Genomic DNA, 26,253 nt, shown 5'->3' with positions numbered 1-26,253 from the left:
TAAAACGTGAATTTTTATCAAATATTGATGTTGGATAAGGACTACGGAAAGAAAATCATGAATGCTTATTATCAATTACTGAATAGAACAATTGGTCCTCAAGGTGAAGTTATTGCTCATTATTGCTCAACTGTCCATGCACAAGGGGCTTGGAACCCTCATGAACAGCACATGGCACCTGCAAGTGGCGTAATCGCAGCAGAGTTAGAGCAATTTTCACCACGACAAGATATGCGAATTGGTCGAATTAGTTTTGATATTTTTGGATTGATTGCATTTGGTGAATTTACGATTAAGACCCATGTAATTCGTGCTGGTAAAACGATTGAACTGATTGAAGCTGAAATGCAGGCACAAGGTAAAACTTGTATAGTGGCTAGAGCATGGCGCATGTGCACTCAAGACAGTTCCGATATTGCTGGGCTTGAAGATCAGCCAGTTCATCACCCAGATACCTTTACCGAATGGACGGGCATGAAAAGATGGCCGGGTGGTTTTATCCAGACACTCGTCACTAAAACTGATGATCAGCATCGCGCAGGTAAAGGCATTGTTTGGCTCAATAACGATAACGAAATGGTTGAAGGGCAGCCGACCACAGATTTTGCCCATTTAATTGGCATGGTAGATGCGGCAAACGGCATTGTCCCAAGACAAGAAGGCGAATTTACTTGGGGCTTTCCAAATCTTGATTTACAAATCCACATGCACCGTTATCCGCAAGGGAAATGGCTAGGTTTGGAAACCGTTCAGCAATATGGTTCGGATGGTATTGGTTTAACCAGTGCAGTTTTACATGATGTGTATGGTCCATTTGGACGGAGCGAGCAGATTTTGACTTTACGTAAAATGACTAAATAAATTTTTGAGCCAATAAAAAAGTCATCCCTAAGGATGACTTTTTTATTTTGAGATTTAATTTTAGTTACGGACTTTTAGCAGTGTTGGAGTAAGGTCATCCCAACGTTGTTTTGCAGCGTCCATTGCTTTCATTTTGATATGTCCATAACCACGAACTTCTGCCGGTAATTTTGCAATTTGCTCAGCAACTGCCAAGTTATGATTGTCTGGTGCTTCAACAAGTGCTTCAACAAATGCAATGTAACGGTCACGCCATGCTTGTTCGTGTTGACGTTCTTCTTGACGTGCAAATGGGTCAAGGAAAGTTTCACGAAGCCATTGTAAGCGAGCAAGTATCATCATTGGGAAACGCATCCAGTAACCAAACGCACGTTTACGGACATTTTTCAGACCACCAAGTAACGCTGGTGGAGCAAGGTGATACGTTAAACGTAAGCCTTTACCGAATTGGGTTTCGATCGATTCTTTGAAACTTTTACCTGTTAACAAACGTGCAACTTCATATTCATCTTTATACGCCATGACTCTATAAAGCTGAGTTGCAATCGTACCCGTTAACTCTTCTGGTAGTTTTTTAGCTGCCAGTTCTACAAGTGTACGGTATTTAGCTGCATAACCTTCATTCCAGTAGTCTGTTAGACGAGCAGAACGGTCTTCAACAAGTTCAGCTAAAGTTTGCGGAGTTTTGGTTTTTGGCATTGCCGCCACTAAACGTGCAGCTAAAGTTGGGTCACTTGCAAGATGACAACCAACGCGGAAAGCTTCGATGTTTTTTTCAACAGCCGTACCATTTAGGCGAATTGCTTTTTCAATACTTTCACGTAATAGCGGAATGCGACCAGATTGCCATGCCATACCGAGTAATAACTGGTTGGTATAAATTGAATCACCTAACAGTTGTGTTGCAATGCGAGCGGCTGGCAGAGAAACCAGTTGACCTTGACGAACGCGACCACGGAGGCGATCAATTAAATCGCTAATAGGTGCATACCAGTCACGAGATTTAATAAATTCAGAAGTAGGCGTACTGTCTTCATTTACAATAACCAATGCATCATCTTTTAAGCGAGAGAGAGCAGCGCTACCACCAGCGACTACGACATCAGCACCAATCAATAATTCACATTGACCTGCTGGAATTTTAGTAGAAGAAATTTGCTCATCACTTGCTGCAAGTTGAACGTATGAATAAACCGTACCGCCTTTTTGAGCAAGTCCAGCCATGTCCATAACACGTGTTGCTTTGCCTTCTAGGTGAGCTGCCATACCAAGCAGTGCACCAATCGTCACAACACCCGTACCACCAATACCACCGACCATAATACGACTTGGAACGTCATATAACTGAGGAATAATTGGTGATGTCGGCCAGCCTGCACTGATTCCTTCAAACTTAGCTGGACGTTTCATATCACGTGTATGAACAGTCACAAAACTAGGGCAGAACCCTTCAGCACAAGTGAAGTCTTTATTACAGCTACTTTGGTTAATTTGACGTTTAGTACCTAAAGCAGTCTCTACTGGCTCAATAGATAAACAGTTTGATTTTTTCGAGCAGTCGCCACAGCCCTCGCAAATATCACTGTTAATGTATAAACGCTCTGCTGGATCAGGGTAGGCATCACGTTTACGACGACGGCGTTTTTCGCTGGCACAGGTTTGTACATAGATTAAAGCGGTGACACCTGTAATTTCACGAAGCTCACGTTGAACTGCATCGAGTTCATTACGGTGGCGAATTTCTACACCCGGTGCAATGCCGTCTTCTTCGTTTAATAGTTTAACTTCATCAGTTACGATGACTTGTTTTTTAATACCTTCGGCAGCAAGCTGACGAGTTAACTGCGCAACGCTCAAATGACCATCTACATGCTGACCACCTGTCATAGCGACTGCATCGTTATAGAGGATTTTGTAGGTAATATTGGTTTTTGCAGCGATAGACTGACGAATTGCTAAGTAACCTGAGTGGAAATAGGTTCCATCACCAAGGTTAGCAAAAATGTGTTTTTCATTGGTAAATGGTGATGCACCCACCCAACTTACACCTTCACCGCCCATTTGAGAGAATGTTTCGGTACCGCGGTCAAGTGAAACGGCAATATAGTGACAACCAATACCGCCTAATGCACGGCTACCTTCAGGGACGACTGTTGAAGAGTTATGTGGACAACCACTACAGAAATAAGGTTTACGTTCAGCGAGATCAATAACACGTTTTGATTCTTGCTCTGCTTTTAACAGTAAGTCGATTCTGCTTTGGATTTGCGTTTTTAAGCTTTCTGGAATATCTAGTTTTAAGAAGCGAGCAGCCAGCATTTTTGCAATTGGTTCAGGCTGATACTCATAGTGACCAATGAGTGGTGCTTCTTCAATAGAGGTACTCCATTCGCCTTTGCCGTCAGTTGCTTTGCCAATCACATGTGGGCGTTTGCCATCAGGCAGTGAGTACAGCTCATCTTTAATTTGTGTTTCAATAATTGGACGTTTTTCTTCAATAACGATCAGTTCTTGCAAGCCTTCAGCAAACTCACGAACGCCTCGCGGTTCTAACGGCCAAATCAGCCCAACTTGATAAACACGCAGTCCAAGCTGTTGGGCAGTTTCATCTTCAATACCTAAAATGCGTAAGGCTTCAATCGTATCTAAATAACCTTTACCACTTGCAGCAATACCAATACGGGCATTTGTACAAGGCCATGTTACGGTGTTGATTTTATTCGCGCGAGCATAGGCCAGAACAGCAGGTAAGCGATATTTATAAAGACGCTCTTCTTGCTGAATGCCATGATCTGGCCAACGAATATTGACACCACCCTCTGGGAAATTAACATCTTCTGGGATAACCGGAGTAACACGGTCTAGATCGACATGAACAGATGCGGAAGTTTCAACAATTTCACTGACCAGCTTCATTGAAGTCCATAGACCAGAAAAACGTGAAACCGCAATGGCGTGAACACCAAAGTCTAAAATTTGTTGAACGGATGTTGGATAGAAAATTGGAATACCACAACCAATCATGACATGTTCAGACTGGTGAGGGATTGTAGAAGATTTACATGAGTGGTCATCACCAAATAAAGCAACGACACCACCACGTTCAGAGGTACCAGCTAAGTTAGCATGGCGGAGTACATCGCCTGAACGGTCAACACCCGGGCCTTTACCATACCACCATGAAGACACTCCATCATATTTGCCTTGGCCTGAAAGATTAACTTGTTGCGTACCCCAGATTGCGGTAGCAGCCAAGTCTTCGTTTACACCAGGTTGAAATACAACATTATGGGATTTAAGCAATCCTTGAACTTGCCAAAGGAAACTATCATAGTTACCAACAGGAGAACCGCGATAACCAGAAATAAAGCCAGCAGTATGATAACCATTGATCGCGTCACGGCGAGTTTGGGCAAGAGGCAACCGAACAAGTGCCTGAATGCCAGTCATATATGCTGTACCGTTATCACTTACATATTTATCTTCAAGTGACACATCCTTTGTTGCAATAATATTTGGAGTGACTTTTGTAGCTATATTCATTTATATCTCCTTAGAATTTTTAGTAGCTCGGACTACTTTCTTTTTTCAACATCCAGTTGAATATTTGGAGCAAGTGACATACGAAATAAAAAAAAGATCGGTTCCTCTTCTTAAAAAAGAATTAGTGCCAATGTATGTACATTTAGTCATTGTGGTTGAACTAAACTGGTGCAACAATCCGTAATTTAGGAAAACATATTTACGTTATGCGCAAAAATCTCGATGGTGGACTATTGCATGCAATGCATGCATTCCTGAAAGTGATTGATAGCGGGAGTTTCACAGCAGCAGCTGAGCAGATGGATCTGACCACAGCACAGGTTTCACGTCTTATCAGCGAGCTAGAAACACGCTTAGGTACAAAACTCATACAACGCTCGACGCGCCAGCAGGCACTGACTGATATTGGTGCAGCTTATGCGGAACGTTGTCGACAAGTCATTTCAATGGTGGATGAAGCTGAATCAGAAGTCGCTGGAACCGTTTCAAAACCGAAAGGACGTTTACGTGTATTAAGCATGGGAAGCTTTGGGCATCACTACGTCTTTCCTGTCATGGCCGAGTTTTGCAAACATTATCCTGAATTAACCGTGGAATATACGACCTCACAGTATGTTCCAGACCTGCTGGCAAAAGGGGTGGATGTCAGTCTGTATCTGACTGAATCATTAACAGATTCTCGTTTTGTTGCACGCAGAATTGGCACTATCTTTTCTGTTTTATGTGCTTCACCTGATTATTTAGAAAAGCATGGAGTACCTAAGTCCCCAGAAGACTTAAAAAACCATGCCTGTTTACGCTTGGTAAACCCATCTATTACACCAGATTGGCACTTGTTAAATGCAAAGGGTGAATCTTATCAAATCGATACTGGCGGGCAACTTATTGCAGATAACCCTGAGTTATTGTTAGACGTGGTGCAACAAGATATGGGCGTGGCGTTATTGCCGATGTTTTCGGCTTTAGATGCAGTTCAAAATGGAAGATTATGCCATATCTTGCCAGAGTGGCGTTCGCCTGATATCGGGGTTTATACGCTATTGCCTTCACGCCATTTCATTGATGCCAAAACACGTGCATGGTTAGATTGGGTTGAAGAATATATTTCTCCAAGAATTGAAATGGATGCATCTTATTTTTATAAATAATGAGATAAATTTTTAAGGACTATAATTGAAAAAGGATAAAGAATAATACGGATTTAGAATAAAAATAGTGTAGAAAATGCTTCTGTTGAGAGAGGCATTTGATACAGAGATAAATGATAAATTTTAAAAAAATTGCATGGGAGATTTAGTCCCAATTCCTGAACGAAATGAGATAAGGATTAGATGGAATGATCTGGTACTTCGCCTAATATTAAGCTTTATACCAGATGCTGAGCTATTTTAATTTATGACTATGCGCACTTGGTTTGCCAATAAGCATTTGCATAATTCGACAAGCTTTTTCGGTTTAACACATTGCTAATATTTTGACTGGCCTGCATCAGTTTTTCTAAGTCGATGCCAGTTTCAAATCCCATATGTGACAGCAAATAGAACAGATCTTCGGTCGATACATTGCCAGAAGCACCTTTGGCATAAGGGCAACCGCCAAGTCCTGCAAGGGACGAATCAAAAACACGAATGCCTTGCTGTAAAGACTGATAAATATTGGCAATTGCCATGCCATAGGTATTGTGGAAATGCCCAGCTAGAACCTTGCTGTCGAGTTCGGCGAGGCATGCTTGCCACACCTTTTGAACGCGATCTGGTGTAGCCGTACCAATGGTTTCACCTAAAGACACTTCATAGCAGCCCATGTCGTAGAGCCGTTTAACAACTTTCACGACTTGCTCAGGAGCAATAGCACCTTCATAAGGACAATCGACAATACAAGAGACATAACCGCGTACACGTATGTTATGTGCTTTTGCTGCACTTAGCACATCCGCGAATTTTTCAAAGCTTTCGTCGATTGAGCAGTTAATATTTTTACGGGTAAAGCTTTCAGAAGCTGCGGTAAACACCGCAACCTCTTTGCATCCTACAGCCTGAGCAGTTTCAAAACCTTTGATATTGGGCGTGAGCAGGCTAAATTGCACATCGGTTGTTTGCGGTAATAGCTTAAATAGCTCATCACTTTGAGCCATTTGTGGTACCCATTTTGCCGAGACGCATGAACCCACTTCAATCGATTTCAGACCTGCATTAATCAGGTCATTAATGAAGTTTAAGCGCTGCTCGACGGTTAAAGCCTGCTTTTCGTTTTGGAGGCCGTCTCTGGGACCAACCTCCACGATTTTGACAAACTCACTCATGCAACTTCCTCCTGAGCAGGCTGAAATTCCACAAGCTCATCGCCAGCTTTGACCTGATCGCCGACTTGGAAGTAGGAGTCTACAATTACGCCGTCTTTAGGGGCACGAATGGTATATTCCATCTTCATCGCTTCAAGCGTCATTAAAATATCGTCTTTCTTCACGCTATGATTTGCACTAACTAGCACTTGAGTGACCACACCCGGCATTGGTGCTTTTAAATGACCTTCATCGGCTTGGCTATCTGCCTGATTAAAATCTTGGCGAATATAAGCAAACTTATAGCTTTGTCCATTTTGGAATAAGGTAATGCCTTGCTGACTTTGGTTAAAAGATAGCTTTTGCTGAGTTCCACCAATTTGAACAGATGCCGTATGTGCATCAAGCAATTGGCCCGAAATCGGGTAGCTTTGACCGTTATATTCTGCGGTAAAGCCATCGTTATTTGAAGCAAATTTGATTTGGATATTTTGGTTTAAATAGTTCAGTTTGATACTGTGCTGATAAGCAATATTTAAACGCCAAAGTGGTTGAGCCTGCCAAAGCTGTTTTTGGCTTGAACTGTTGTTATTAAGTTTGCTTAAAAACTCAATAAATGCCGCTGCTACCACAAGTTCAGGTTTAATTTCTTCAGGACTAAACAAGAAGTTTTGTTCACGCTGAATCAGATTGGTATCAAGCTTGGCTTGTTTAAACGATTCGCTACGAACAATTTTTTCAAGGAAGGCAATGTTGTTGCCTAAACCATCGACATGGAATTGGCTTAAAGCATGTTGCATTTGAATAAGCGCAGCTTCACGGTTTTTACCCCATACGATCAGTTTGGCAATCATTGGGTCGTAATAGGTCGTGATTTCATCGCCTTCAACAATACCGCTGTCTACACGTACATATTGGTTTTGAGTTGGGTAATGCAGATAGTCAATTTTACCAATTGCAGGTAAAAAGCCTTTTTCAGGTTCTTCAGCGTAAATACGTGCCTCGAGCGCATGTCCGTGAATTTTTAATTCGTTTTGTAGTTTAGGTAAAGGTTCGCCATAAGCCACACGAAGTTGCCATTCTACCAAGTCTTCACCTGTAATCATTTCAGTGACAGGGTGTTCAACTTGTAGACGGGTATTCATTTCCATGAAATATGCTGTACCGTCTTGTTCCACAATAAACTCAACCGTACCTGCGCCAACATAATTTACGGCGCGTGCAGCATCAATTGCCGCTTGGCGCATTGCATCGAGTTTCTCGCTTGGCATTTGTGGAGCAGGGGCTTCTTCTAGCACTTTTTGGTGACGGCGTTGTACAGAACAGTCGCGTTCAAACAAATGTACATAGTTGCCATGTGTGTCACCAAACACTTGAACTTCAATATGGCGCGGTTGAATCACATAACGCTCAATTAAGACATCATCATTACCAAAACTCGATTTGGCTTCACGTTTACAAGAGGCTAAGGCATGCAGAAAATCTTCACTGCGTTCAACTAGACTCATGCCTTTACCACCACCGCCAGCACTGGCTTTAATTAAAACAGGATAGCCAATTCGGTCTGCCTGTTGCTTTAAAAAGTCGGCATCTTGGTTGGTTCCGTGATAACCCGGTGTTAAAGGAACACCTGCTTTTTCCATCAAGGCTTTAGAGGTCGCTTTTAAACCCATCGCTAAAATGGCGTCTACTGGTGGGCCAATAAAGCAGATGTTGTGTTGTTGGCAAGCGAGTGCAAACTGATTATTTTCAGAAAGGAAGCCGTAGCCCGGGTGAACCGCTTGGCTACCCGTATCTATTGCTGCCTGAATAATACGATCAACCTGTAAATAACTTTGTGTTGCAGGGGACTGACCAATATAAACCGCTTCATCTGCAAGTTTGACATGTTGTGCATTTGCGTCTGCATCGGAGTAAACGGCAACCGTTGCAATCCCTAATTTTTTAGCTGTACGAATTACACGGCAGGCAATTTCGCCACGGTTCGCAATTAAAATCTTTTCAAACATGATGATCGTCCTTAATTGTTGTTATTCGAGTTAGAAACCCAAGCAGGCTGTTGCTTATTTAAAAAGGCACTTAGACCTTCTTTTGCTTCACTGCCTTGACGAACTTGAGCAATATGATGTGCTGTCTGTTGCAGCAAGTCATTGCTCATGGTCTGGTTGCTCACCATTTGAATGAGTTGTTTTGATGCCGCTTGAGCATGCGGGCCACCGAGTAATAGAGCATCAATAATTTCTTGAACTTTTTTATCTAAGTCTTCGGCATCTGCAACTTCGTGGGCCAAACCGATTTGTTTGGCTTCACGTGCTGAAATTCGCTCGGCAGTTAAGAAGTAACGAGAGGCTTGTCTTGCGCCAATTGCACGAATTACATAAGGGCTAATGGTAGATGGAGCAAGCCCTAAACGAACCTCAGACGTTGCAAACTTGGCATCTGTACTGGCAATGCAAATATCACATGCCGATGCCAAGCCCATACCGCCGCCAAAGGCAATGCCATGTACACGAGCAATAGTCGGTTGTTTTAGCGTTGCGAGTGCATCTAACATTTGCGCAAGTTTTAATGCATCTGCTTCATTTTCTGCTGAAGATGCCTGACCTGCCTGTTTCATCCAGTTGAGGTCGGCACCTGCCGAAAAGCTTTTACCGCGACCCGCTAAAACCACAACACGAATATCATCACGTGTATTGATTTGCTTAAAGCAAGCATGTAACTCTTCAATAACGGTGGTGTTGAAAGCATTGTGCAATTCAGGGCGATTCAGCCAAACATAGGCAACCTGATCTTGTTGTTCGAGTTGTAAAAATTGATAGCTCATATACACCTCTTACATGCGGAACACGCCAAATTTGGTTGGCTGGATTGGGGCATTCATAGCAGCAGCAAGACTTAAACCAAGTACCTGACGAGTTTGAGCTGGGTCAATGACACCGTCATCCCAAAGACGAGCAGAAGCATAGTATGGATGGCCTTGGCGCTCGTACTGTTCACGAATTGGTTGTTTAAACTCGTCTTCTTCTTGCGCTGACCACTCAGCACCTTTTTGCTCAATCTGATCACGTTTTAAGGTAGAGAGTACGCTTGCTGCTTGTTCGCCGCCCATTACTGAAATACGAGAGTTCGGCCATGTCCATAAAAAGCGTGGTGAATAAGCACGGCCACACATACCGTAGTTACCTGCACCAAACGAACCACCAATAATCAGGGTGAGTTTTGGTACATTTGCGGTTGCAACTGCCATCACCAATTTAGCGCCATTTTTTGCGATCCCTTCATTTTCATACTGGCGACCAACCATAAAGCCCGTAATGTTTTGTAGGAATAACAATGGAATATTGCGCTGCGTGCATAGCTCAATAAAGTGCGCACCTTTTTGTGCAGACTCAGAAAATAAAATTCCGTTATTGGCAATAATGCCGACTGGCATACCGTAAAGTGAAGCAAAACCCGTAATTAATGTTGAACCAAAACGTGCTTTGAACTCATCAAAACGAGAGCCGTCTACAATACGTGCAATCACTTCACGAACATCAAAAGGTTTACGCGCATCGCTTGGCACCACGCCATAGAGTTCTGAGGCATCAAATAGCGGTTCATCAACTTGTTTATTTAAGTCGTTTGGCTTTTTATTTAAGTTCGCAACAATATTCCGTGCAATCGCAATGGCATGTTCATCATTTTCGGCTAAATGGTCAGCTACACCCGAAAGACGTGTGTGTACATCGCCACCGCCTAAGTCTTCACTGCTCACCACTTCGCCAGTTGCAGCTTTTACTAGAGGAGGGCCGCCTAAGAAAATCGTACCTTGGTTACGGACAATAATGGTTTCATCAGACATAGCAGGAACATAAGCACCGCCAGCGGTACAACTGCCCATCACCACAGCAATTTGAGCAATACCTAGGCTCGACATGCGTGCTTGATTATAGAAAATACGCCCGAAATGATCGCGGTCTGGGAAAACCTCATCTTGCATTGGTAAATAGGCACCGCCTGAATCTACCAAATAAATACAAGGCAAGTGATTTTGTTCAGCAATTTCTTGGGCACGTAAATGCTTTTTAACTGTAAGTGGATAATAGCTTCCACCTTTAACCGTTGCATCGTTGGCAACGATCATACAAGTGATGCCGTTGACTTGACCAATACCTGCGATTACGCCCGCAGCAGGAACATCATCTTCATAAACTTTATACGCTGCCAACTGTCCAATTTCTAAAAATGCCGTACCGACATCAATCAATTGATCAATACGTTCACGGGGTAAAAGTTTACCTCGAGCCAAATGTTTTTGACGGGCATTTTCACCGCCGCCTAACGCAATACGCTGGGCAACTTGTTTTAGATCTGTGACCAAGGTTTGCATGGCTTGCTGGTTTGTTTTGAAGTCTTCACTTCGAACATTAATCTTGCTTTGTAATTGGTTCATAAGATGTGTCCTTATTTATAATTATTATTTGGTTTCATTGAAGAGTTCGCGGCCAATCAACATACGGCGAATTTCAGAAGTTCCTGCACCAATTTCATAAAGTTTTGCATCACGCCATAAACGGCCAGCAGGGAATTCATTGATATAACCGTTGCCGCCTAAAGTTTGAATTGCTTCACCAGCCATCCATGTTGCTTTTTCGGCAGAATATAAAATGGCACTTGCCGCATCTTTACGTAGACTGCGGTCATGGTCGGCTTTATCACATGCAGCACCAACAGCATAAACGAGTGCTTTACATGCCAACCAAGTTGAATACATATCGGCAAGTTTGCCTTGCATAAGCTGGAATTCACCTAAAGCTTGGCCAAACTGTTCGCGTTGATGTAAATATGGAATGACCACATCTAAACAGGCATCCATAATACCTAAAGGCCCGGCACTTAAAACTGCTCGTTCATAGTCCAAACCGCTCATGAGTACTTTTGTACCGTTACCGACACCACCGAGTACGTTTTCAGCAGGCACTTCTACATTGTCAAAAAACAGTGGGTAAGTGTTAGAGCCACGCATACCGAGTTTGTCTAAATGGTTACCATGGCTAAAGCCTTTCATGCCTTTTTCAACTAAAAAAGCGGTCATGCCTTTCGCGCCAGCTTGCGGGTCAGTTTTGGCATAAACCACGAGTACATCTGCATCACCGCCGTTGGTGATCCACATTTTTGAACCGTTTAAAAAGAAGTGATCTCCTTTTTGCTCAGCACGTAATTTCATGCTGACGACATCAGAACCTGCATTTGGTTCAGACATCGCAAGAGCACCCACATATTCACCAGAAATCAGTTTTGGTAAATACTTTTGTTTTTGCTGTTCGTTACCGTTACGGTTAATTTGGTTTACACATAAATTAGAATGAGCACCATAAGACAAACCAATGGCTGCCGAAGCACGGGAAATTTCTTGCATAGCAATAATATGAGCCAGATAACCCATATTGGCACCGCCGTATTCTTCAGAAACCGTCATGCCTAAAAGGCCCATATCTCCGAATTTTTTCCAGAGATGTGCAGGGAATTTGTTGTCTTGATCAACTTGTTGAGCAATTGGTGCAATTTCTTTTGCACAAAAAGCGGCTACCGAATCTTGAAGTGCAATTAAAGTTTCATCTAGACCGAAATTTAAGCTGCGTAGGTTCATGATATTTTCATCCTATTGGTTATATTTGTTGTCCATAAAATATTTTGTGGGTATTTGATAAGTAACATACAATGATTTTTTGAAAAAGTGAATACAGATTCATAAAATGATTTACAATTCATTTTATTTGTTAGAGAATAAATTATGAGCTATAAACGATCATCTTTAATGCAAGAGCGGATGGAGCAAAATCGTAAATCGATTTTGAATTCAGCTAGAAAAATAATTTCAGAGGGAGGATTTAAAGACGCGCAAATACAAACAATTGCAGAGCAAGCGGGTGTATCTAGTGGACTGGTTTATCGCTACTTTGATAATAAAAGCCAAGTGCTTATTGAGGTTTTGTCCGAGGCTATTAATACAGAACTATTGGTGATTGATTCGATTACCGAAAGTGAGTTATCGGCAAAGCAGAAATTACACAAGGCGGTGGCTACCTTTGTAAAACGGGCACTGAATAGTCCTCAGCTTGCATATTCACTCATGTTTGAACCCGTCGATTCAACGGTTGAACATGAGCGTTTTCGTGTGAAGCAATTGATTAAGCAAAGTATTAAAAAAATACTTGCGGATGGAAATGCAAGTGGTGAGTTTGTCTTGGATGATTTAAACACAGCAGCACTTTGTGTTGTCGGTGCCATGACCTATGTAGTGGTTGAACCCCTAGACCCAGCTCAAAATACAAAGTTTGATCATGCGCACAAAGACTATTTTTCAAAACAGATTGCTGACTTTTGTGTAGATGCTGTGCAGAAGAAATAGGGCATATAAAGGATAAACATTACAAAGTAGGCGGTTTGGAAAAGTAGTTGCAGTAACAACAATTAGATCAGGTAAGAAGAGAATTAGAAGAATCAAGGAGAATGATTCAATGCAACAAGAACGGTTAAGCTACGCCTCGGGACCAAGCACACAGCCCTTATTGGGTATGACCATTGGTGAACAATTCGATCAGGCCTGTCGGCAATATGCTGAAAAGGAAGCAATCGTCAGTTTCCACCAAAACAGACGACTAACCTATAAAGCTTTACAAGATGAAGTAAATGCTTTTGCTTGTAGTCTTTTAAAATTGGGATTAAAAAAAGGAGATCGATTAGCGATCTGGTCGCCTAACTGTGTGGAATGGACGGTAACCCAATTCGCAGCTTTTAAAGCAGGGATTATTTTAGTTAACCTGAATACAGCTTATAAAAGTCATGAACTTGAATATGTGTTGAATAAAGTCTCATGCAAAGGATTGATTATAGCTTCTCAATTCAAAACGACTGATTACCAAGAACTACTCACGAAAATTGCCCCTGAGTTAACCAATAGTCCAGACAAAGTGCTCAGTTCAGCGCGACTGCCACATTTAAAATTTGTCATTAAAATCGATGACCAACAACATACGGGCATTCATCGCTTTAGTGATTTAGTAGCTACACCAACTTCTGAGCAGCTTGAACAATTAAAACAATTAGCGAAGCAACATCAGTTTGATGAAACCATTAATATTCAATTTACCTCAGGTACAACAGGTAACCCTAAAGGGACCATGTTGACCCACCATAATATTTTAAATAATGGTTATTTTGTCGGTGAAGGGATTCGATTAACCCCTCAAGATAAAGTTTGTATTTCTGTGCCGTTGTTTCATTGTTTTGGCATGGTGATGGGGAATCTGGCATGTGTAACGCATGGGTCAACCATGGTCTATCCATCGGCGGTATTTAATCCTTTAGAAACTTTAAAAGCGATTCATCAAGAACGTTGTACGGCAGCTTATGGCGTGCCAACCATGTTTATTGCCACCTTAGAGCATGAACAGTTTAATGAGTTTGACCTGTCGAGTTTAAGAACGGGCATTATGGCAGGTAGTCCTTGTCCACGTGAAATTATGCAACGTGTCATAGACCGTATGCATATGTCTGAAATCACCATTTGTTATGGCATGACTGAAACTTCGCCAGTGAGTGTACAAAGCTCGGTAAATGATTCGATTGATAAACGAGTAAGCACAGTCGGGCATGTTCACCCGCATGTTGAAATTAAAATTGTCGATTTAGAAGGGCAGATTGTTCCGCAAGGAACTTTGGGTGAGCTATGCGTTCGCGGTTATTCCGTGATGGCTGGTTATTGGGGCGAAGAGGAAAAGACCAAAGAGGTTATTGATTCGGCTGGCTGGATGCATACGGGTGATATTGCCGAAATGGACCAAGACGGTTTTATTAAAATTAAAGGCCGTATTAAAGATGTGGTGATTCGTGGTGGGGAAAATCTCTTTCCAAAAGAAATTGAAGACTTTTTATATACCCATCCAGATGTAAGTGATGTGCAAGTCATTGGTTTACCAGATGCCAGATATGGCGAAGAACTTTGTGCTTGTATTATTTTGCATGAACATCATCAAATTGATGAAAACAGTATTCGCCAATTCTGTAAAGAGCACATTTCTCATAATAAAGTGCCGCGCTATGTCCGATTCTTTAATGAGTTTCCAATGACCGCTTCAGGCAAAGCACAAAAGTTTAAATTGCAGGAAATTATGCGAGCTGAACTTAACTTAACTGGAAATGTCTTTGATTAAAGAAGTCTAAAGCCCGTTCAAAGTGCAGCAAACTATAAATTGAAAGGCAGTTTACATAGAGGATAAAACAAAATGGCAAAAGACTTTAATAGCCCCAAAGTAGTCGAAGGATATGACGAACATATTCGTAAATTAATTCCAGGTTATGAAGTCATCCATCAACAGGTGGATGCCATTTTACAATCGGTATTGCCACCAGATGCTCATATTTTAATTGTGGGCTGTGGTACGGGGTATGAACTCGAATATTTACTTAAACGACATCCGAACTGGAAATTTACAGCAGTTGATCCATCTTTAACCATGCTGCAAAAAGCCCAAGAACAGGTTGAACTTTTAGATAAATCTTCACAAGTCACCTTTGTACATGATGAAACGTCAGCTTTGCCTCTGGAAAATTGCTTTGATGCTGCACTTTCTATTCTTGTGGCGCATTTTATTGCAGACGATATAAAACCTGTATTTTTTAAAGATATTTATGATCGCTTAAAAGAAAAAGCAGTTTTACTTACTTACGATTTAATGACGTGTGTAAACCCACAGCAGCTTCAGGCACTACGTTATTTATGTTTGGCGCAAGGTTTAACGGAGGAGCAATGTCAGAAAATGTTAGAGCGTATGGCACAAGACTTTTTTAGCTTAACGACAGAAGGATATATAAAACTTTTGCAAAAAACTGGTTTCGAGAGCGTACAGTCGTATACGCAAATTTTGACTTATCAGGGTTTTATTGCAAAAAAATAATGTCAGTAGAGGCAAAGGAATGTTGTCTTAACACCTAAATATTCTCAATGAGGAAGAGAATATAAAAAACGAAAAAAATTAGAAGAACTAGCTTTACCTATAACACATTAAAAAGTGGCCTCAATGCTGCTTAAGGGAGGTTTTGTCTAAAAAATATGATGGAAGACTTTCTAGAGGAAGAAAGTCTGATGTTTAAGGGCCTGTTTTTAGATAGGTACATAACAAAAAGGATGTCGAGATCTTTAAGTCTAATTAAAGATCAAAAAAGGAAAGTTTTATGATAAATGCTTTAAATACAACGGTTCAAAAAAGCCTATTGGCTATTTCTGTGACCCTGTTTGTGTCTTCTGCTTTTGCAGGTCAAACAAATCCTGAAATAGAACAACTTCGTCAAGAAGTAAAAGAACTACGGGCTATGCTACAAGCAAATATACAAGCTCAAAAATCTTTAACGCAACAAAGAGTGGAGCTAGCAACTTCGGCAACACCCCAAGCTGCTCAGCCTACAAAACAAGTGTTAACTAAGTCTGGCGCAGAATTTAACTTATATGGATATATACGGGCAGATGCTTCTTATCAAATAAAGGGCGCATCTACCATGTATAATAATATTAGCGGGGTTCCACTCGAAAATACGCCAGAAGAATCTGCTCAAAAAGACCAATTACACAGTACCGTTAATGTGACACGTTTCGGGTTGAATTTTAAAACCCCAACTGCTGTGGGTGATGTGGGCGGGAAACTGGAAATGGACTTCTTTGGGGCAGCTACTCGTGATCAGTTTCGGATACGCCATGCTTATTTAACCTTTGATAAATGGCTCATCGGTCAAACGTGGTCAACATTTATCGCACCTGAATATTATCCGGAAACGATTGATGCAGGCACATTTGTAGGCAGTGCATTATTAAGATCACCGCTCGTCCGTTATAGCGATAACTTAACTGCCAATACGAGTTTTGCTGTATCGGTTGAAGACCCGAAATATACCTCTGCATCAGATCCAAATAACAAAATGCGTTTACCAGCTTTGGTAGGACGCTTAAATCATAAGTTTGCCAATGGTTCGATGTTATCTGCCCGTAGTTTAGTTGCCGAAAAAAGAACGAATAATGATGAGCAAGTCGCTTGGGGTGTGGGCTTCGGCGGTAAATATCAAATTACGCCCGCTACATTACTTAAAGCCGATTATTACCATGTCAAAGGTGATGGGCGTTTCCTACTATGGAGTAATAGCGGCTATGCTATAGATGATCAAAACAATATACACAGCAATGAATTTGATACCGTTTCTTTGGGTATCACTCATCAATTTACGCCACAAATTCGTTCAACCTTGGGTTATGGCTATATGAAAGCCAAAGATGATAATCGTTTTGCTGAATTACAACGTAATAGCACCACTCAAAATAAAGAGCTTTGGCAGGGCTGGGTGAATGCACTTTATAACCCTTATAAACCAATTACCTTGGGCGTCGAATATGTTTATGGCGAACGAGAAACTTTTGATGGTCGTAACGGGATTGATAGCCGATTCAATATGATGGCGAGTTATGACTTTTAATTTATTCAGCAAGACCTTGAATAATCTGTTTTTTCTTTAGGGTGCAATATGTCGTTTTAAAAAAATTGAATATGAATTTATCTCACAGAGGAGGTGAGTAAATGACAACATCTAAATTAAATGTAAATGAAGTTATTGATCAGGCCAAATTTACCCCTTTTCACTGGAGTATTTTGCTTTGGTGTTTATTAATTATTATTTTTGACGGTTATGATCTGGTGATTTATGGCGTTGTACTGCCTTTGCTGATGCAAGAGTGGTCGTTAACAGCAGTACAAGCGGGGATGTTAGCAAGTACTGCACTGTGCGGAATGATGTTTGGGGCAATGTTCTTTGGAACTTTGGCAGACAAAATAGGCCGTAAAAATGTAATTTTAATTTGTGTCACTCTTTTTAGTGGTTTCACCTTTTTAGGTGCTTTTGCATCAAGCCCACTTGAGTTTGGGGTGCTTCGATTCTTGGCAGGACTAGGCATTGGTGGGGTGATGCCAAATCTAGTTGCTTTGACCTCAGAATACGCACCTAAACGTATACGCAGTACTCTGGTAGGGACCATGTTTAGTGGTTATGCGATTGGGGGAATTCTTTCAGCCTTAATTGGTAGTTATTTGGTTGAAAGTCAGGGGTGGCAAATTATGTTTTTAATTGCCGGTATTCCCCTATTTTTACTACCTGTCATTTGGAAGTTTTTACCCGAGTCATTAACTTTTTTAGTTAAAACTGGAAAAACTGAAAAGGCGCAGTGCATTATTCAAAAAATTTCACCTAAACAGACCCTAACAACCCATACGCAATTAGTGCTTAATGAAGATAATGTTCCCACAGGCAGTTCTGTAAAAGGATTATTTCAACAAGGCCGTGCATTCAATACAATCATGTTTTGGCTCGTGTTCTTCATGTGCTTACTCATGGTGTATGCCTTAAGTAGCTGGTTGCCAAAACTCATGTTGGCAGCAGGGTATTCACTCGGAAAGAGTATTTTATTCTTGCTTGCTCTAAATGTTGGCGCGATGATCGGTTCAATCGGCGGCGGTATTTTGTCTGATAAATTCCATTTAAAACCGGTAATTATGGGAATGCTGCTAGCGGGTGTTTTAGCATTAATCGGTTTAGGCTTTAAGTCACCAGCCTATGTTTTATATGGTTTGGTCACTGTGGCAGGAGCGGCAACGATTGGGACTTCAATTCTTCTTTATAGTTACGTTGCACAATATTATCCATTGAGTGTGCGTTCTACTGGAATTGGCTGTGCTTCAGGTGTTGGTCGTATTGGGGCAATTGTTGGTCCAATCTTAACGGGCATGTTACTCGTATTAGAATTGCCACATAAGATGAATTTCGTGATGATCGCAATCCCTGCAATTTTGGCGCTTTTCGCTGTTATGGTGCTTCGACGACATGCCGTTGAACCGCCTATTACGCCGAAGCTTACCGCCGAGTTAGAAGGTAATTAATCAATATTGATACAGGTAGGGAGTAAATTCCTACCTGTATCTGGACGTTTTATTTATGAAGTAATTGGTTTACATCAACCAGATTTGCCATTTGTTGATTACCGCGATCATTAGGATGTAAATGATCTCCAGAATCATAAAGCGGATTCAATCGATCGGGATGTTTTGAATCTTTTAAGCCTTGCTCAAGATCAAGTACGCCGTCAAATGTTTTACTGGTTCTCATCCAGTGATTAATACGCTCACGTAATTCATCTTTGTTAGGCTGATAATAGTTATCAAGCGGAGTATTTGGTAAAGCTCCCGAAAATGGAATTAATGTCGCCCCAATTACTTGAATGCCTTGCTCATGAGCTTCCTTTACAATATGTTTATAACCTTCGGTTAAGGCTTCAAATGACGGGATTTGTTGTTTAGGTGCAAAAGCTGTACCGGGCCATGAAATATCATTAATGCCTACCAGCACAATTAAAGTTTTAACACCTGAGTATTGAAAAACCTCACTTTTTAAGCGTTTTAAAGCACTGTCACCCATACCGTCTGTAAGTAGTCGATTCCCTGAAATTCCACTATTAATAACCGCTATTTGATGTGGCGATAAGCGCTTAGCTAAAAAGTCAGTCCATCTCGTATTTGCATCCAAAGTTGCAGTTGCGCCATCGGTAATGGAGTCTCCAATAACAGCAACCACCTGAGCTTTCCGTTTTGGTTTTACTTCAATAGCCGATAATAATAACCGTACAGTTGTTGTTTTGGCACTGCTAGGCGTATTTAAGTTCGCGGTCTGATTGCCAGAAATAATCCAACTGGTTTGTTTAGCATCCCAATGAAAAGTTTTAAATGTAGTCGGCTTTTGAATAAAGCTATTTACCATTAACTGCGCATGATCGGGAACAGGTAGTTGAATTGGATCACTAATCAGTTGTTTGCCAGGTAAAATTTGTGCTTTAAGCTTTCCAGAGAAATAAACAGGATAAGTACTCTTAGCTTTTAGACTTTGTCCTTTGAATATTCCCACAGTTGTTTTATCAATAGATAACGGTTGATCCCCATATTGATTGGTAAAAACGAGCCTAACAGCTTCACCACCTAAACTAATTTGACTGATTTGTTTGATGGTCTGATTAGATATTTGATCGGGAATATTGGTCGGGAAAACGAAATCTTTATTCCAGACTTTTTGGGGGCTGGCTGCCCAAGTGGTAATCCATTCGCTCTTTTGTACTTCTGCTTGTGCAAAGCTCGTAAATAAAACGAGAGAGAATAGGGCGGGTTGATAAAGTTTCATCTCGTGAACTCTTTAAAACGAATTAAAGTTATCTTGAAACAAATTGCTGGCTTGTTATAGCAACATAAGCGGAATAAGATTTGTGAATGAAATTCATAAATAGCTTTTGTTATGTCATATTTTGATATTAATCGGTCTGGCGAGTTGGCAATTTTTATTCGAGTAGTCGAGCTTGGAAGTTTCTCTGCCGTTGCAAGAGCTTGTGACATGACGCCGTCTGCGGTCAGTAAGTTAATTTCTCGGTTGGAAAAAAGACTTGGCGTAAGGTTGCTTAACCGTTCAACACGCCAGTTTCAGCTTACCAGTGAAGGATGTCAGTTTTATGAGCAAGGCACTCACATACTCAATAACTTAGATGAACTAGAACAATCAGTTACTGCAAATCACATGCCGCAAGGGCGAATTAGAATTCATACCAGTCTTTCATATTGGACGCATTTTTTATTGCCTTGTATTTCTCTATTTAACGAGTGCTATCCACAAATTGAATTAGAGGCTCATTTGAGTGATGAAGTCATTAATTTAGTTGAGCAACGGATTGATGTTGCAATTCGGACAGGACCTTTAAAAAGCTCAAATTTGGTTGCTCGCTCACTCGGAAGCACGCAGAAACATTACGTCTGTTCACCTGCATATATTGAAAAGTATGGTTGTCCGCATCACCCAGAAGAGCTTTATGAACATCAGCTTTTAGATGTAAGTTATCAGCGCCAGAATAAAACATGGTTCTTTAAAAAAGACGAGCAAGAAATCACGCTTGCACCTACTCAAGTGCTGAGAGTAAATCATGGAGAAGCAATCTTACAGTTAGCACTTGCAGGTCTTGGCGTTGCACAGCTCAATGAGTTCCAAGTCCGAAAAGCTCTAGAGCAAAAACTATTGTTTAAAATTCTTGAAGACTGGAATATCAATGCTTCTGAAGAATTTCATGCTGTTTGGATAGGACATGACAAATATGTTCCTAAACGCGTAAGGGCATTTTTAGATTTCTTGGTAGAACAGGCAAAGATTAGTTAATTAAGTTTTTTCTGGCACTTAACTGACATTGGTGCATGGTTTCATTCATTGTTTCCACAAAGTGCATATCCGCATCAATATTTTGTAAGCTTACTTTCGGTAAGTTTTCTACAAATTGTGGCGAATAATGTTCTTCTAAAGAGTTATAAATACAATTACATTGTGAAAGTGCACGTCCTGCCCAAACACAATGTCTGTTAAATTCATTTTTACTGATAGATCTGCAACCTAATAAACTTATAGAACTTATTAATAGGATGCACATTAAAACAATACGATATAAAAAAAACATCATAATTGCTCTTAGTTGGTTGTTGTTATCGTTCGATTTGGTATAGAGATGTTCTAATCTTTAATTGGCGTTAAATCTTGAGATTTTTTCCGTATAAAGATAAAAGTTTGGATAGGTGAAAAGATGGCAAGAATTCTTTAAAAGTGTTTTAAGCTGAACGATAAGATAATAAAAATGAAGAAAAATAAAATGATATAAAATAATAGTCATTAGAGACTCCTTGATAAAAGAAGTTACGCCCAATCACTGCTATTAATTATGGTGGTGAAACGAAAGAGGGTTAGCAGACTGATACCTAAGAAACCAGCACACCCGAAGGTGTCCCACTCCCGTTCCTCCGTCAAAGGCACGAGGGGCTCCACACCAAAAAACGTGTTTTTAGTGCACTTAGGTAGACGGTCTGCTAAAACCGACTGACAAAATAGGTCAGCGGGAGCATCATAAGCTGAGCGTTAAAGCGGGTCAATTGCAAAAATAAAAGATTGGTTTATATAAACAAATATTAATATTTTTAAATTTTGATTAATAAAATAACTGATTATTTGGTATTTAAAGGTTTGATTAATTATTATACCTAATCTTTATAATTGAGTTTTAATGTTTATATATCAAATATTTATTAATTGTTAATTTATATATTGTTTGTAATCATTGACTTAATAAGACACAAACTCGGAAAGGATGAATAATTTTACTTTCATGAATATGACAAACTGAAATAATTAGCTAATGCCAAAATTTAATTAAAATATCAATTGCAAGAATGATATTTTTTGATCATTTATTTAAGTTTGATTTTTACAAAAGCTTGCATAATCTACAAAAGTTAAGAGAACCACTGCGGTAGGTCAACAGAAGATAATGTTATTCATAAGCTTACATTTTAAGATTAATCATGGTGATCTCAATGTTAAGAATTTTTTGGGCAGTGAGTACAGTATTTGCAATCGCGATGGGTATGAGCGCTTGCCAAGATCGACATTCAACAGATGATGATGGAACACATGGCTCTAATGATCCGACCGTTCCTCAACAAATGGATAAAAACTCATAATTATTTCATCTAAGAAAACTCACTTTTACGTGAGTTTTCTTATCGTTAATTTCTATAAAATATGTAACACAATAAAAAACATAATTATATGAAAATATAAAATTAATCAATGAATTAGGTTGATATTATCTTTTTAAAAATTTGTTGTTACTGAATTGTTTCGTTATTAAATTATAGTTTCAAAAAATTAATAAAATAAACACAATAAATTACTTATATTCATCCAAAATTCATTTTAATGATGAGAGTTTTATAAAGGTAAGGATATGCCCCAGTACTTAAGAATAGCTGAGAGAATCTATCAAAATGTTAAAGAAAAAAAAGGCTTTACAGATGAGCCTATGGAGGATCTTAACAATTTGATGATTGAACTCAGACATGAGCTTAAGGGGACAAAGCTTAAGCTTTTATACAATTACATTGATTTTGCTGAATTACTGATTAAACCCTTGCAAGAATCTAAAATTAAATTGGATTTAAGCCTTATTCCAAAGAGCAAAAATACACAAGAATTTGTACTGTGGCTTGCAGGTTTTATTGAAAGAATTACTACAGGCGGGCAGGAAAAATTACCGCCTATTCAAACTAAAGTTGCTTTACCTGACTACGCCTATGAAGAAACACATTCTTCTCCGGTAAAACCAGTCAATAATGGAGAAGAAATTATTGAATATTTTAAGAAAAAAGAAAGTTAAATAGTGGCATATAAAAAAGAGCCTATTTCCGAGGGCCAATCGGAAGTAGGCTCTTAGTTTTTGGACCAAAAGAGAATGTTATAAAAACAACTTATCTTCCATTCCATGCATCTTTAATTGCTTGTTTAGCATGTTCCCATTTTAAACGAGATTCAGCTTTGAGTTCTTCCCATTTTTGTTCCAAACCGCCTTCGACATCTTCAAACTGAGTGCCTTGTTCCGATTCAGCACGTGCACGATGTCCTAATTCATAGGCTGTCGAAAAGTCTCGGTCATAATCGAGATCGGGAGTAGTAAGCTGAGCTTCTTGATAATAAGGACGAGTAAGGTAACTTTCGCGCCAATAAGTGTCAGAATAATTATGGTCGCCGGCTGGCAGTCGTGCGTGATTGCTATTTTGATCTGTCATCAGTTTTTCCTCATCTTATTTAATTTTATGCTTATGGTAAATTTAGGAAGGTGAGGGCACCTTCCTAAATAAAATGAATGACCGCATCAAATGACATTTAAGTCAGCATCGGATTAGCGTTGCTGATTATTGTTATTTGAGTTTTGTTGCCCTGAATCTTTTTGATTCGAGCCTTGTTGTTGGCGGCGATTGTCATTTTGCTGTTGTTGCTGCTGATTGTTTTGTTGCTGTTGGTTGCCGTTTGGCTGTTGCTGATTATTACGGTTGTCATTTTGCTGTTGTTGCTGTTGATTATCGCGTTGATTGCTTTGATTATTAGTAGTGCTCATCTTTAATTACCTCATATCATTTATGATGTGTGTTTTATCTGAGAGCTTCAGATAGCTTTATTAAAACATGAAAATTTTTAATGTGTAGCCTTGGGGTGTTACCCTATATTTAACTGTAACTTTGAAAACTAAATAAAACCTTGATTTCTATAAAGTGTAATTTTTATCAATAAACATAATTAATATGAAGATAGATAAAATTACATTTGGGCAAAATGGTGTTAAATAAATGCTATGGTCATTTCTAAATGTGTATATGTTATCTTTTATTAAAATGAATTTATTTTTTATTATATAATATTATGTATTCTATATCTTTAGAAATGCAATAAATAAGTTGTCTAATTTTAAGACATGGTGGGCCTTTAAATAGTCTTCTAAAGTTATAAAAATTATTTTTATAATAAATAGAATAAAAAAAGGTGCCTACAGGTTTTTCTTTAGTCTCAGAACCTCCTTTTTTTAAGAGGCCTGTGCAGGCAATATAAAGATCGGCATGTAGGAGTTCTTTGCCTTTTTTGATCATCTCTATAGTGACTTGCATCGATTCAGGTGTATATTTTTCAATAAGTTCAGGTGAGATATGAAGTGTATTTTCTTTGACACGTAAGTCATAGCTGACTAAGCTTCCAATAAGAATATCACCTGAGTAGGGGCTTAAAGAGAAGCGATAAGCTAAATAGCCCGCCGAAGCACTTTCAAAAAGTGCAATTTTAATTTTTTCTTGTGCGAGTAATTTGCAACATGAATTAAACATTGGTTTTCTCCTTAAAACTGTTTTTAATTTAGTTATAAGATTATTTTTAATTTATTTTTGTTAACTTTTTAAACTTTATGATTTTTAAAGTAACTCAACTGTAATGTAAATTTATTGTTTATATATTTTTTATAAAAACAGATGGTTAAATAATTCTAAAGGTGAGAATGTAATTTTGTGTTATTTCTTATGTAATTGAAATTTAATGATTTTAAAATTATAGATTATTTCTTAATAACGTAATATAACAAAGATAGACTGGGATTATAGTTTAGCTGAAGTATGGTAATTTATATCTCACTAAAGGAGAATAGAAATGCCTGTTGTAGTGAAAGAAAGATTATTAGACTTATTACAAGATAATCAACAAAACTATTACGAATTATTTGTTTTTTTCCTTGATCCTGATATTTCTAGTTTTGAAAAAGAAAAGAAAGCAAAAGATTTTCTTAATGAAGAAATTGATAAAATAGATCAAAAGGAAATTGATTTTCCTGCCACTATAAATACGGTTAAACAATGGTGTGAGAATGATAATAAAGAAAATTGTGAATTATTTCAGACTTACCTAAACCGTAGACAAAACGGGGGTGAAAGAGAGTATTTTAAGAATGTTGGTCAGGCATTCGAATTTTTAATTAAGGTTTCTCCAACTAAAAAAGTAGATGGTGCATGGCTATATAGTTCAGTTCACTACTGGAATGATCCGGTTTTTCATGACCTCATTATTACTTATTTGGAAGAGCTGGGACTAGGTGAGCCGAAAGCAAACCATGTCTGTATCTATGATGACCTGCTACGTGGTCTCGGACTTGATAGTTTTGATCTGCTTTTAGAGGATGAATATTATCATAATGCCGTGATTCAGCTGGCGCTTGGTTATGCTCCACCTGAGTTCATTCCTGAAATTGTCGGCTTTAATTTAGGTTATGAGCAACTACCACTGCACCTACTCATCAGTAATTATGAGCTTGCGGAACTGGGTATTGATTCTAAATATTTTAATTTGCACATCACTATCGATAACATTGATAACGGGCATGCAGATAAAGCAATTAAAGTTATAGAGAATATTTACGATAAATACAGAGATAAAGAACTTTTCTTTAATAAATTGAAGCGCGGTTTTGCGCTTAATGGTCATGGTGTTTCATCTTCAAAAATTATTAAAAATTTAAATCTTGAAGATTTGGTCCTTAAAATTTTAAAAAGAAAAGCGCTCGTGGGTCAGCTCATTCATAACGAAACTAGACAGTTTGGATGTAAAACGATTAACCAATGGTTATCAAATCCAGAAGACGTTAAAGGGCTGGTTACACATCTTATTGATCACAAGTGGATTAAATTTAATACCGACCCAGAACAAAGTGTGTTCTGGCGAATGATTAATGAAGAAAATGGAAAAATGTTTGGGGTATTTAACCCTGTAGAACGTCAAATTATTCATGACTGGATTGCAGGTAGCGATCATTCTTCTAACTTCTTGGCCTATAGCAGGGAATTAAAGAATAGCCAGCGCATTCAAGATTATCTCTTTAGCTATATTTCCGATGGCGAACTAGATGCACTCCAAGAGCGTGTTCAGAAATCACATGATCTTGCCATAAAAATTTGCAAGCTGACCCCGTTTTTGGCCCCAGATTCACATCATAAAAGCATTGGACTTTGGAGCACTCGTAAATACGTCGAACTCCTTTTTCCATATTTAAGTTCCTTTAACAAAACTAACTCTTGAAGTTTTTTAATTCACCCCACGTTTAACTTTAA

22 protein-coding genes are annotated in these 26,253 nt (G+C 39.3%); 11 read left to right on the top strand and 11 right to left on the bottom strand.

What is annotated here, in order from left to right:
* Positions 1–57: 57 nt before the first annotated feature.
* Entirely contained in the window at positions 58–861 is an 804-nt protein-coding gene (locus ACS604_RS03605) for a thioesterase family protein (RefSeq protein ID WP_199976651.1), read from the top strand.
* A 60-nt stretch (positions 862–921) separates the two neighbouring features.
* Here ACS604_RS03605 and ACS604_RS03600 read toward each other — a convergent pair whose 3' ends face one another.
* The gene (locus ACS604_RS03600) at positions 922–4,404 is read right to left on the bottom strand and encodes an indolepyruvate ferredoxin oxidoreductase family protein (RefSeq protein WP_474770049.1); all 3,483 of its coding nucleotides are present in this window, start codon (positions 4,402–4,404) and stop codon (positions 922–924) included.
* A 206-nt stretch (positions 4,405–4,610) separates the two neighbouring features.
* Here ACS604_RS03600 and ACS604_RS03595 point away from each other — a divergent pair, with 206 nt between their 5' ends.
* Positions 4,611–5,552, top strand: a complete 942-nt coding sequence (locus ACS604_RS03595; protein ID WP_151962570.1) for a LysR family transcriptional regulator — start codon at positions 4,611–4,613, stop codon at positions 5,550–5,552.
* A gap of 251 nt (positions 5,553–5,803) precedes the next feature.
* Here ACS604_RS03595 and ACS604_RS03590 read toward each other — a convergent pair whose 3' ends face one another.
* The 5 genes from ACS604_RS03590 to ACS604_RS03570 are packed head-to-tail and all read right to left on the bottom strand — an operon-like array spanning position 5,804 to position 12,317.
* Positions 5,804–6,706 (bottom strand): hydroxymethylglutaryl-CoA lyase, encoded by a 903-nt coding sequence (locus ACS604_RS03590; protein WP_474770048.1) that lies wholly within the window; start codon positions 6,704–6,706, stop codon positions 5,804–5,806.
* Positions 6,703–8,694 (bottom strand): acetyl/propionyl/methylcrotonyl-CoA carboxylase subunit alpha, encoded by a 1,992-nt coding sequence (locus tag ACS604_RS03585; protein WP_474770046.1) that lies wholly within the window; start codon positions 8,692–8,694, stop codon positions 6,703–6,705. The genes ACS604_RS03590 and ACS604_RS03585 overlap by 4 nt, the downstream gene beginning before the upstream one ends.
* Before the next feature lie 11 nt (positions 8,695–8,705).
* A complete protein-coding gene (locus ACS604_RS03580; protein WP_039247995.1) occupies positions 8,706–9,509 on the bottom strand; it encodes an enoyl-CoA hydratase/isomerase family protein in 804 nt (267 codons plus the stop codon).
* Positions 9,510–9,518: 9 nt separating this feature from the next.
* Entirely contained in the window at positions 9,519–11,120 is a 1,602-nt protein-coding gene (locus tag ACS604_RS03575; protein WP_474770044.1) for a carboxyl transferase domain-containing protein, read from the bottom strand.
* 24 nt (positions 11,121–11,144) lie between these two features.
* Positions 11,145–12,317 carry an isovaleryl-CoA dehydrogenase gene (locus ACS604_RS03570; protein WP_474770043.1) on the bottom strand — a complete coding sequence of 391 codons (1,173 nt, stop codon included), beginning with the start codon at positions 12,315–12,317 and terminating at the stop codon, positions 11,145–11,147.
* Positions 12,318–12,461: 144 nt separating this feature from the next.
* Here ACS604_RS03570 and ACS604_RS03565 point away from each other — a divergent pair, with 144 nt between their 5' ends.
* From ACS604_RS03565 to ACS604_RS03545, 5 genes are all read left to right on the top strand, one after another.
* Positions 12,462–13,079, top strand: coding sequence for a TetR/AcrR family transcriptional regulator (locus ACS604_RS03565; RefSeq protein WP_004793061.1), 618 nt, complete (start codon positions 12,462–12,464; stop codon positions 13,077–13,079).
* A gap of 109 nt (positions 13,080–13,188) precedes the next feature.
* Positions 13,189–14,883 carry an AMP-binding protein gene (locus tag ACS604_RS03560; protein ID WP_353154622.1) on the top strand — a complete coding sequence of 565 codons (1,695 nt, stop codon included), beginning with the start codon at positions 13,189–13,191 and terminating at the stop codon, positions 14,881–14,883.
* Positions 14,884–14,955: 72 nt separating this feature from the next.
* Complete coding sequence (locus ACS604_RS03555) at positions 14,956–15,627, top strand: class I SAM-dependent methyltransferase (protein WP_474770042.1); 672 nt, start codon at positions 14,956–14,958, stop codon at positions 15,625–15,627.
* A 280-nt stretch (positions 15,628–15,907) separates the two neighbouring features.
* Positions 15,908–17,191: a DcaP family trimeric outer membrane transporter gene (locus ACS604_RS03550; RefSeq protein WP_474770368.1), complete on the top strand. Its 1,284-nt coding sequence runs from the start codon at positions 15,908–15,910 to the stop codon at positions 17,189–17,191.
* Positions 17,192–17,292: 101 nt separating this feature from the next.
* The gene (locus ACS604_RS03545) at positions 17,293–18,645 is read left to right on the top strand and encodes an aromatic acid/H+ symport family MFS transporter (protein WP_474770040.1); all 1,353 of its coding nucleotides are present in this window, start codon (positions 17,293–17,295) and stop codon (positions 18,643–18,645) included.
* Between the two features lie 49 nt (positions 18,646–18,694).
* Here the strand turns inward: ACS604_RS03545 and ACS604_RS03540 are convergent, their stop codons facing one another.
* Positions 18,695–19,933, bottom strand: coding sequence for an SGNH/GDSL hydrolase family protein (locus ACS604_RS03540; RefSeq protein WP_474770038.1), 1,239 nt, complete (start codon positions 19,931–19,933; stop codon positions 18,695–18,697).
* Positions 19,934–20,044: 111 nt separating this feature from the next.
* Between ACS604_RS03540 and ACS604_RS03535 the strand changes: the two genes are divergently transcribed.
* On the top strand, positions 20,045–20,950 hold the full coding sequence (locus ACS604_RS03535) for a LysR family transcriptional regulator (RefSeq protein WP_474770037.1): 906 nt from the start codon (positions 20,045–20,047) through the stop codon (positions 20,948–20,950).
* Here the strand turns inward: ACS604_RS03535 and ACS604_RS03530 are convergent.
* Positions 20,943–21,245, bottom strand: coding sequence for a hypothetical protein (locus ACS604_RS03530; RefSeq protein ID WP_004793054.1), 303 nt, complete (start codon positions 21,243–21,245; stop codon positions 20,943–20,945). The two genes, ACS604_RS03535 and ACS604_RS03530, sit on opposite strands and share 8 nt — an antisense overlap.
* A gap of 904 nt (positions 21,246–22,149) precedes the next feature.
* On the opposite strand from ACS604_RS03530, the gene ACS604_RS03525 reads away from it, so the two are divergent.
* Positions 22,150–22,296 (top strand): hypothetical protein, encoded by a 147-nt coding sequence (locus tag ACS604_RS03525; RefSeq protein WP_081399535.1) that lies wholly within the window; start codon positions 22,150–22,152, stop codon positions 22,294–22,296.
* A gap of 266 nt (positions 22,297–22,562) precedes the next feature.
* Positions 22,563–22,991: a hypothetical protein gene (locus ACS604_RS03520; protein WP_004793051.1), complete on the top strand. Its 429-nt coding sequence runs from the start codon at positions 22,563–22,565 to the stop codon at positions 22,989–22,991.
* A 91-nt stretch (positions 22,992–23,082) separates the two neighbouring features.
* Here the strand turns inward: ACS604_RS03520 and ACS604_RS03515 are convergent, their stop codons facing one another.
* The 3 genes from ACS604_RS03515 to ACS604_RS03505 form a co-directional block, all read right to left on the bottom strand.
* Positions 23,083–23,400, bottom strand: coding sequence for a hypothetical protein (locus tag ACS604_RS03515; protein WP_474770034.1), 318 nt, complete (start codon positions 23,398–23,400; stop codon positions 23,083–23,085).
* A 113-nt stretch (positions 23,401–23,513) separates the two neighbouring features.
* Positions 23,514–23,729 (bottom strand): hypothetical protein, encoded by a 216-nt coding sequence (locus tag ACS604_RS03510; protein ID WP_474770032.1) that lies wholly within the window; start codon positions 23,727–23,729, stop codon positions 23,514–23,516.
* Positions 23,730–24,009: 280 nt separating this feature from the next.
* Complete coding sequence (locus tag ACS604_RS03505; protein ID WP_474770030.1) at positions 24,010–24,486, bottom strand: CinA family protein; 477 nt, start codon at positions 24,484–24,486, stop codon at positions 24,010–24,012.
* 316 nt (positions 24,487–24,802) lie between these two features.
* On the opposite strand from ACS604_RS03505, the gene ACS604_RS03500 reads away from it, so the two are divergent.
* Positions 24,803–26,221, top strand: a complete 1,419-nt coding sequence (locus ACS604_RS03500) for an iron-containing redox enzyme family protein (protein ID WP_238611080.1) — start codon at positions 24,803–24,805, stop codon at positions 26,219–26,221.
* Positions 26,222–26,253 lie beyond the last annotated feature (32 nt).

The sequence above is a fragment of the Acinetobacter sp. Li1LvA2 genome, from assembly GCF_056156705.1.
This window is presented reverse-complemented; position numbering and strand designations above follow the sequence as displayed.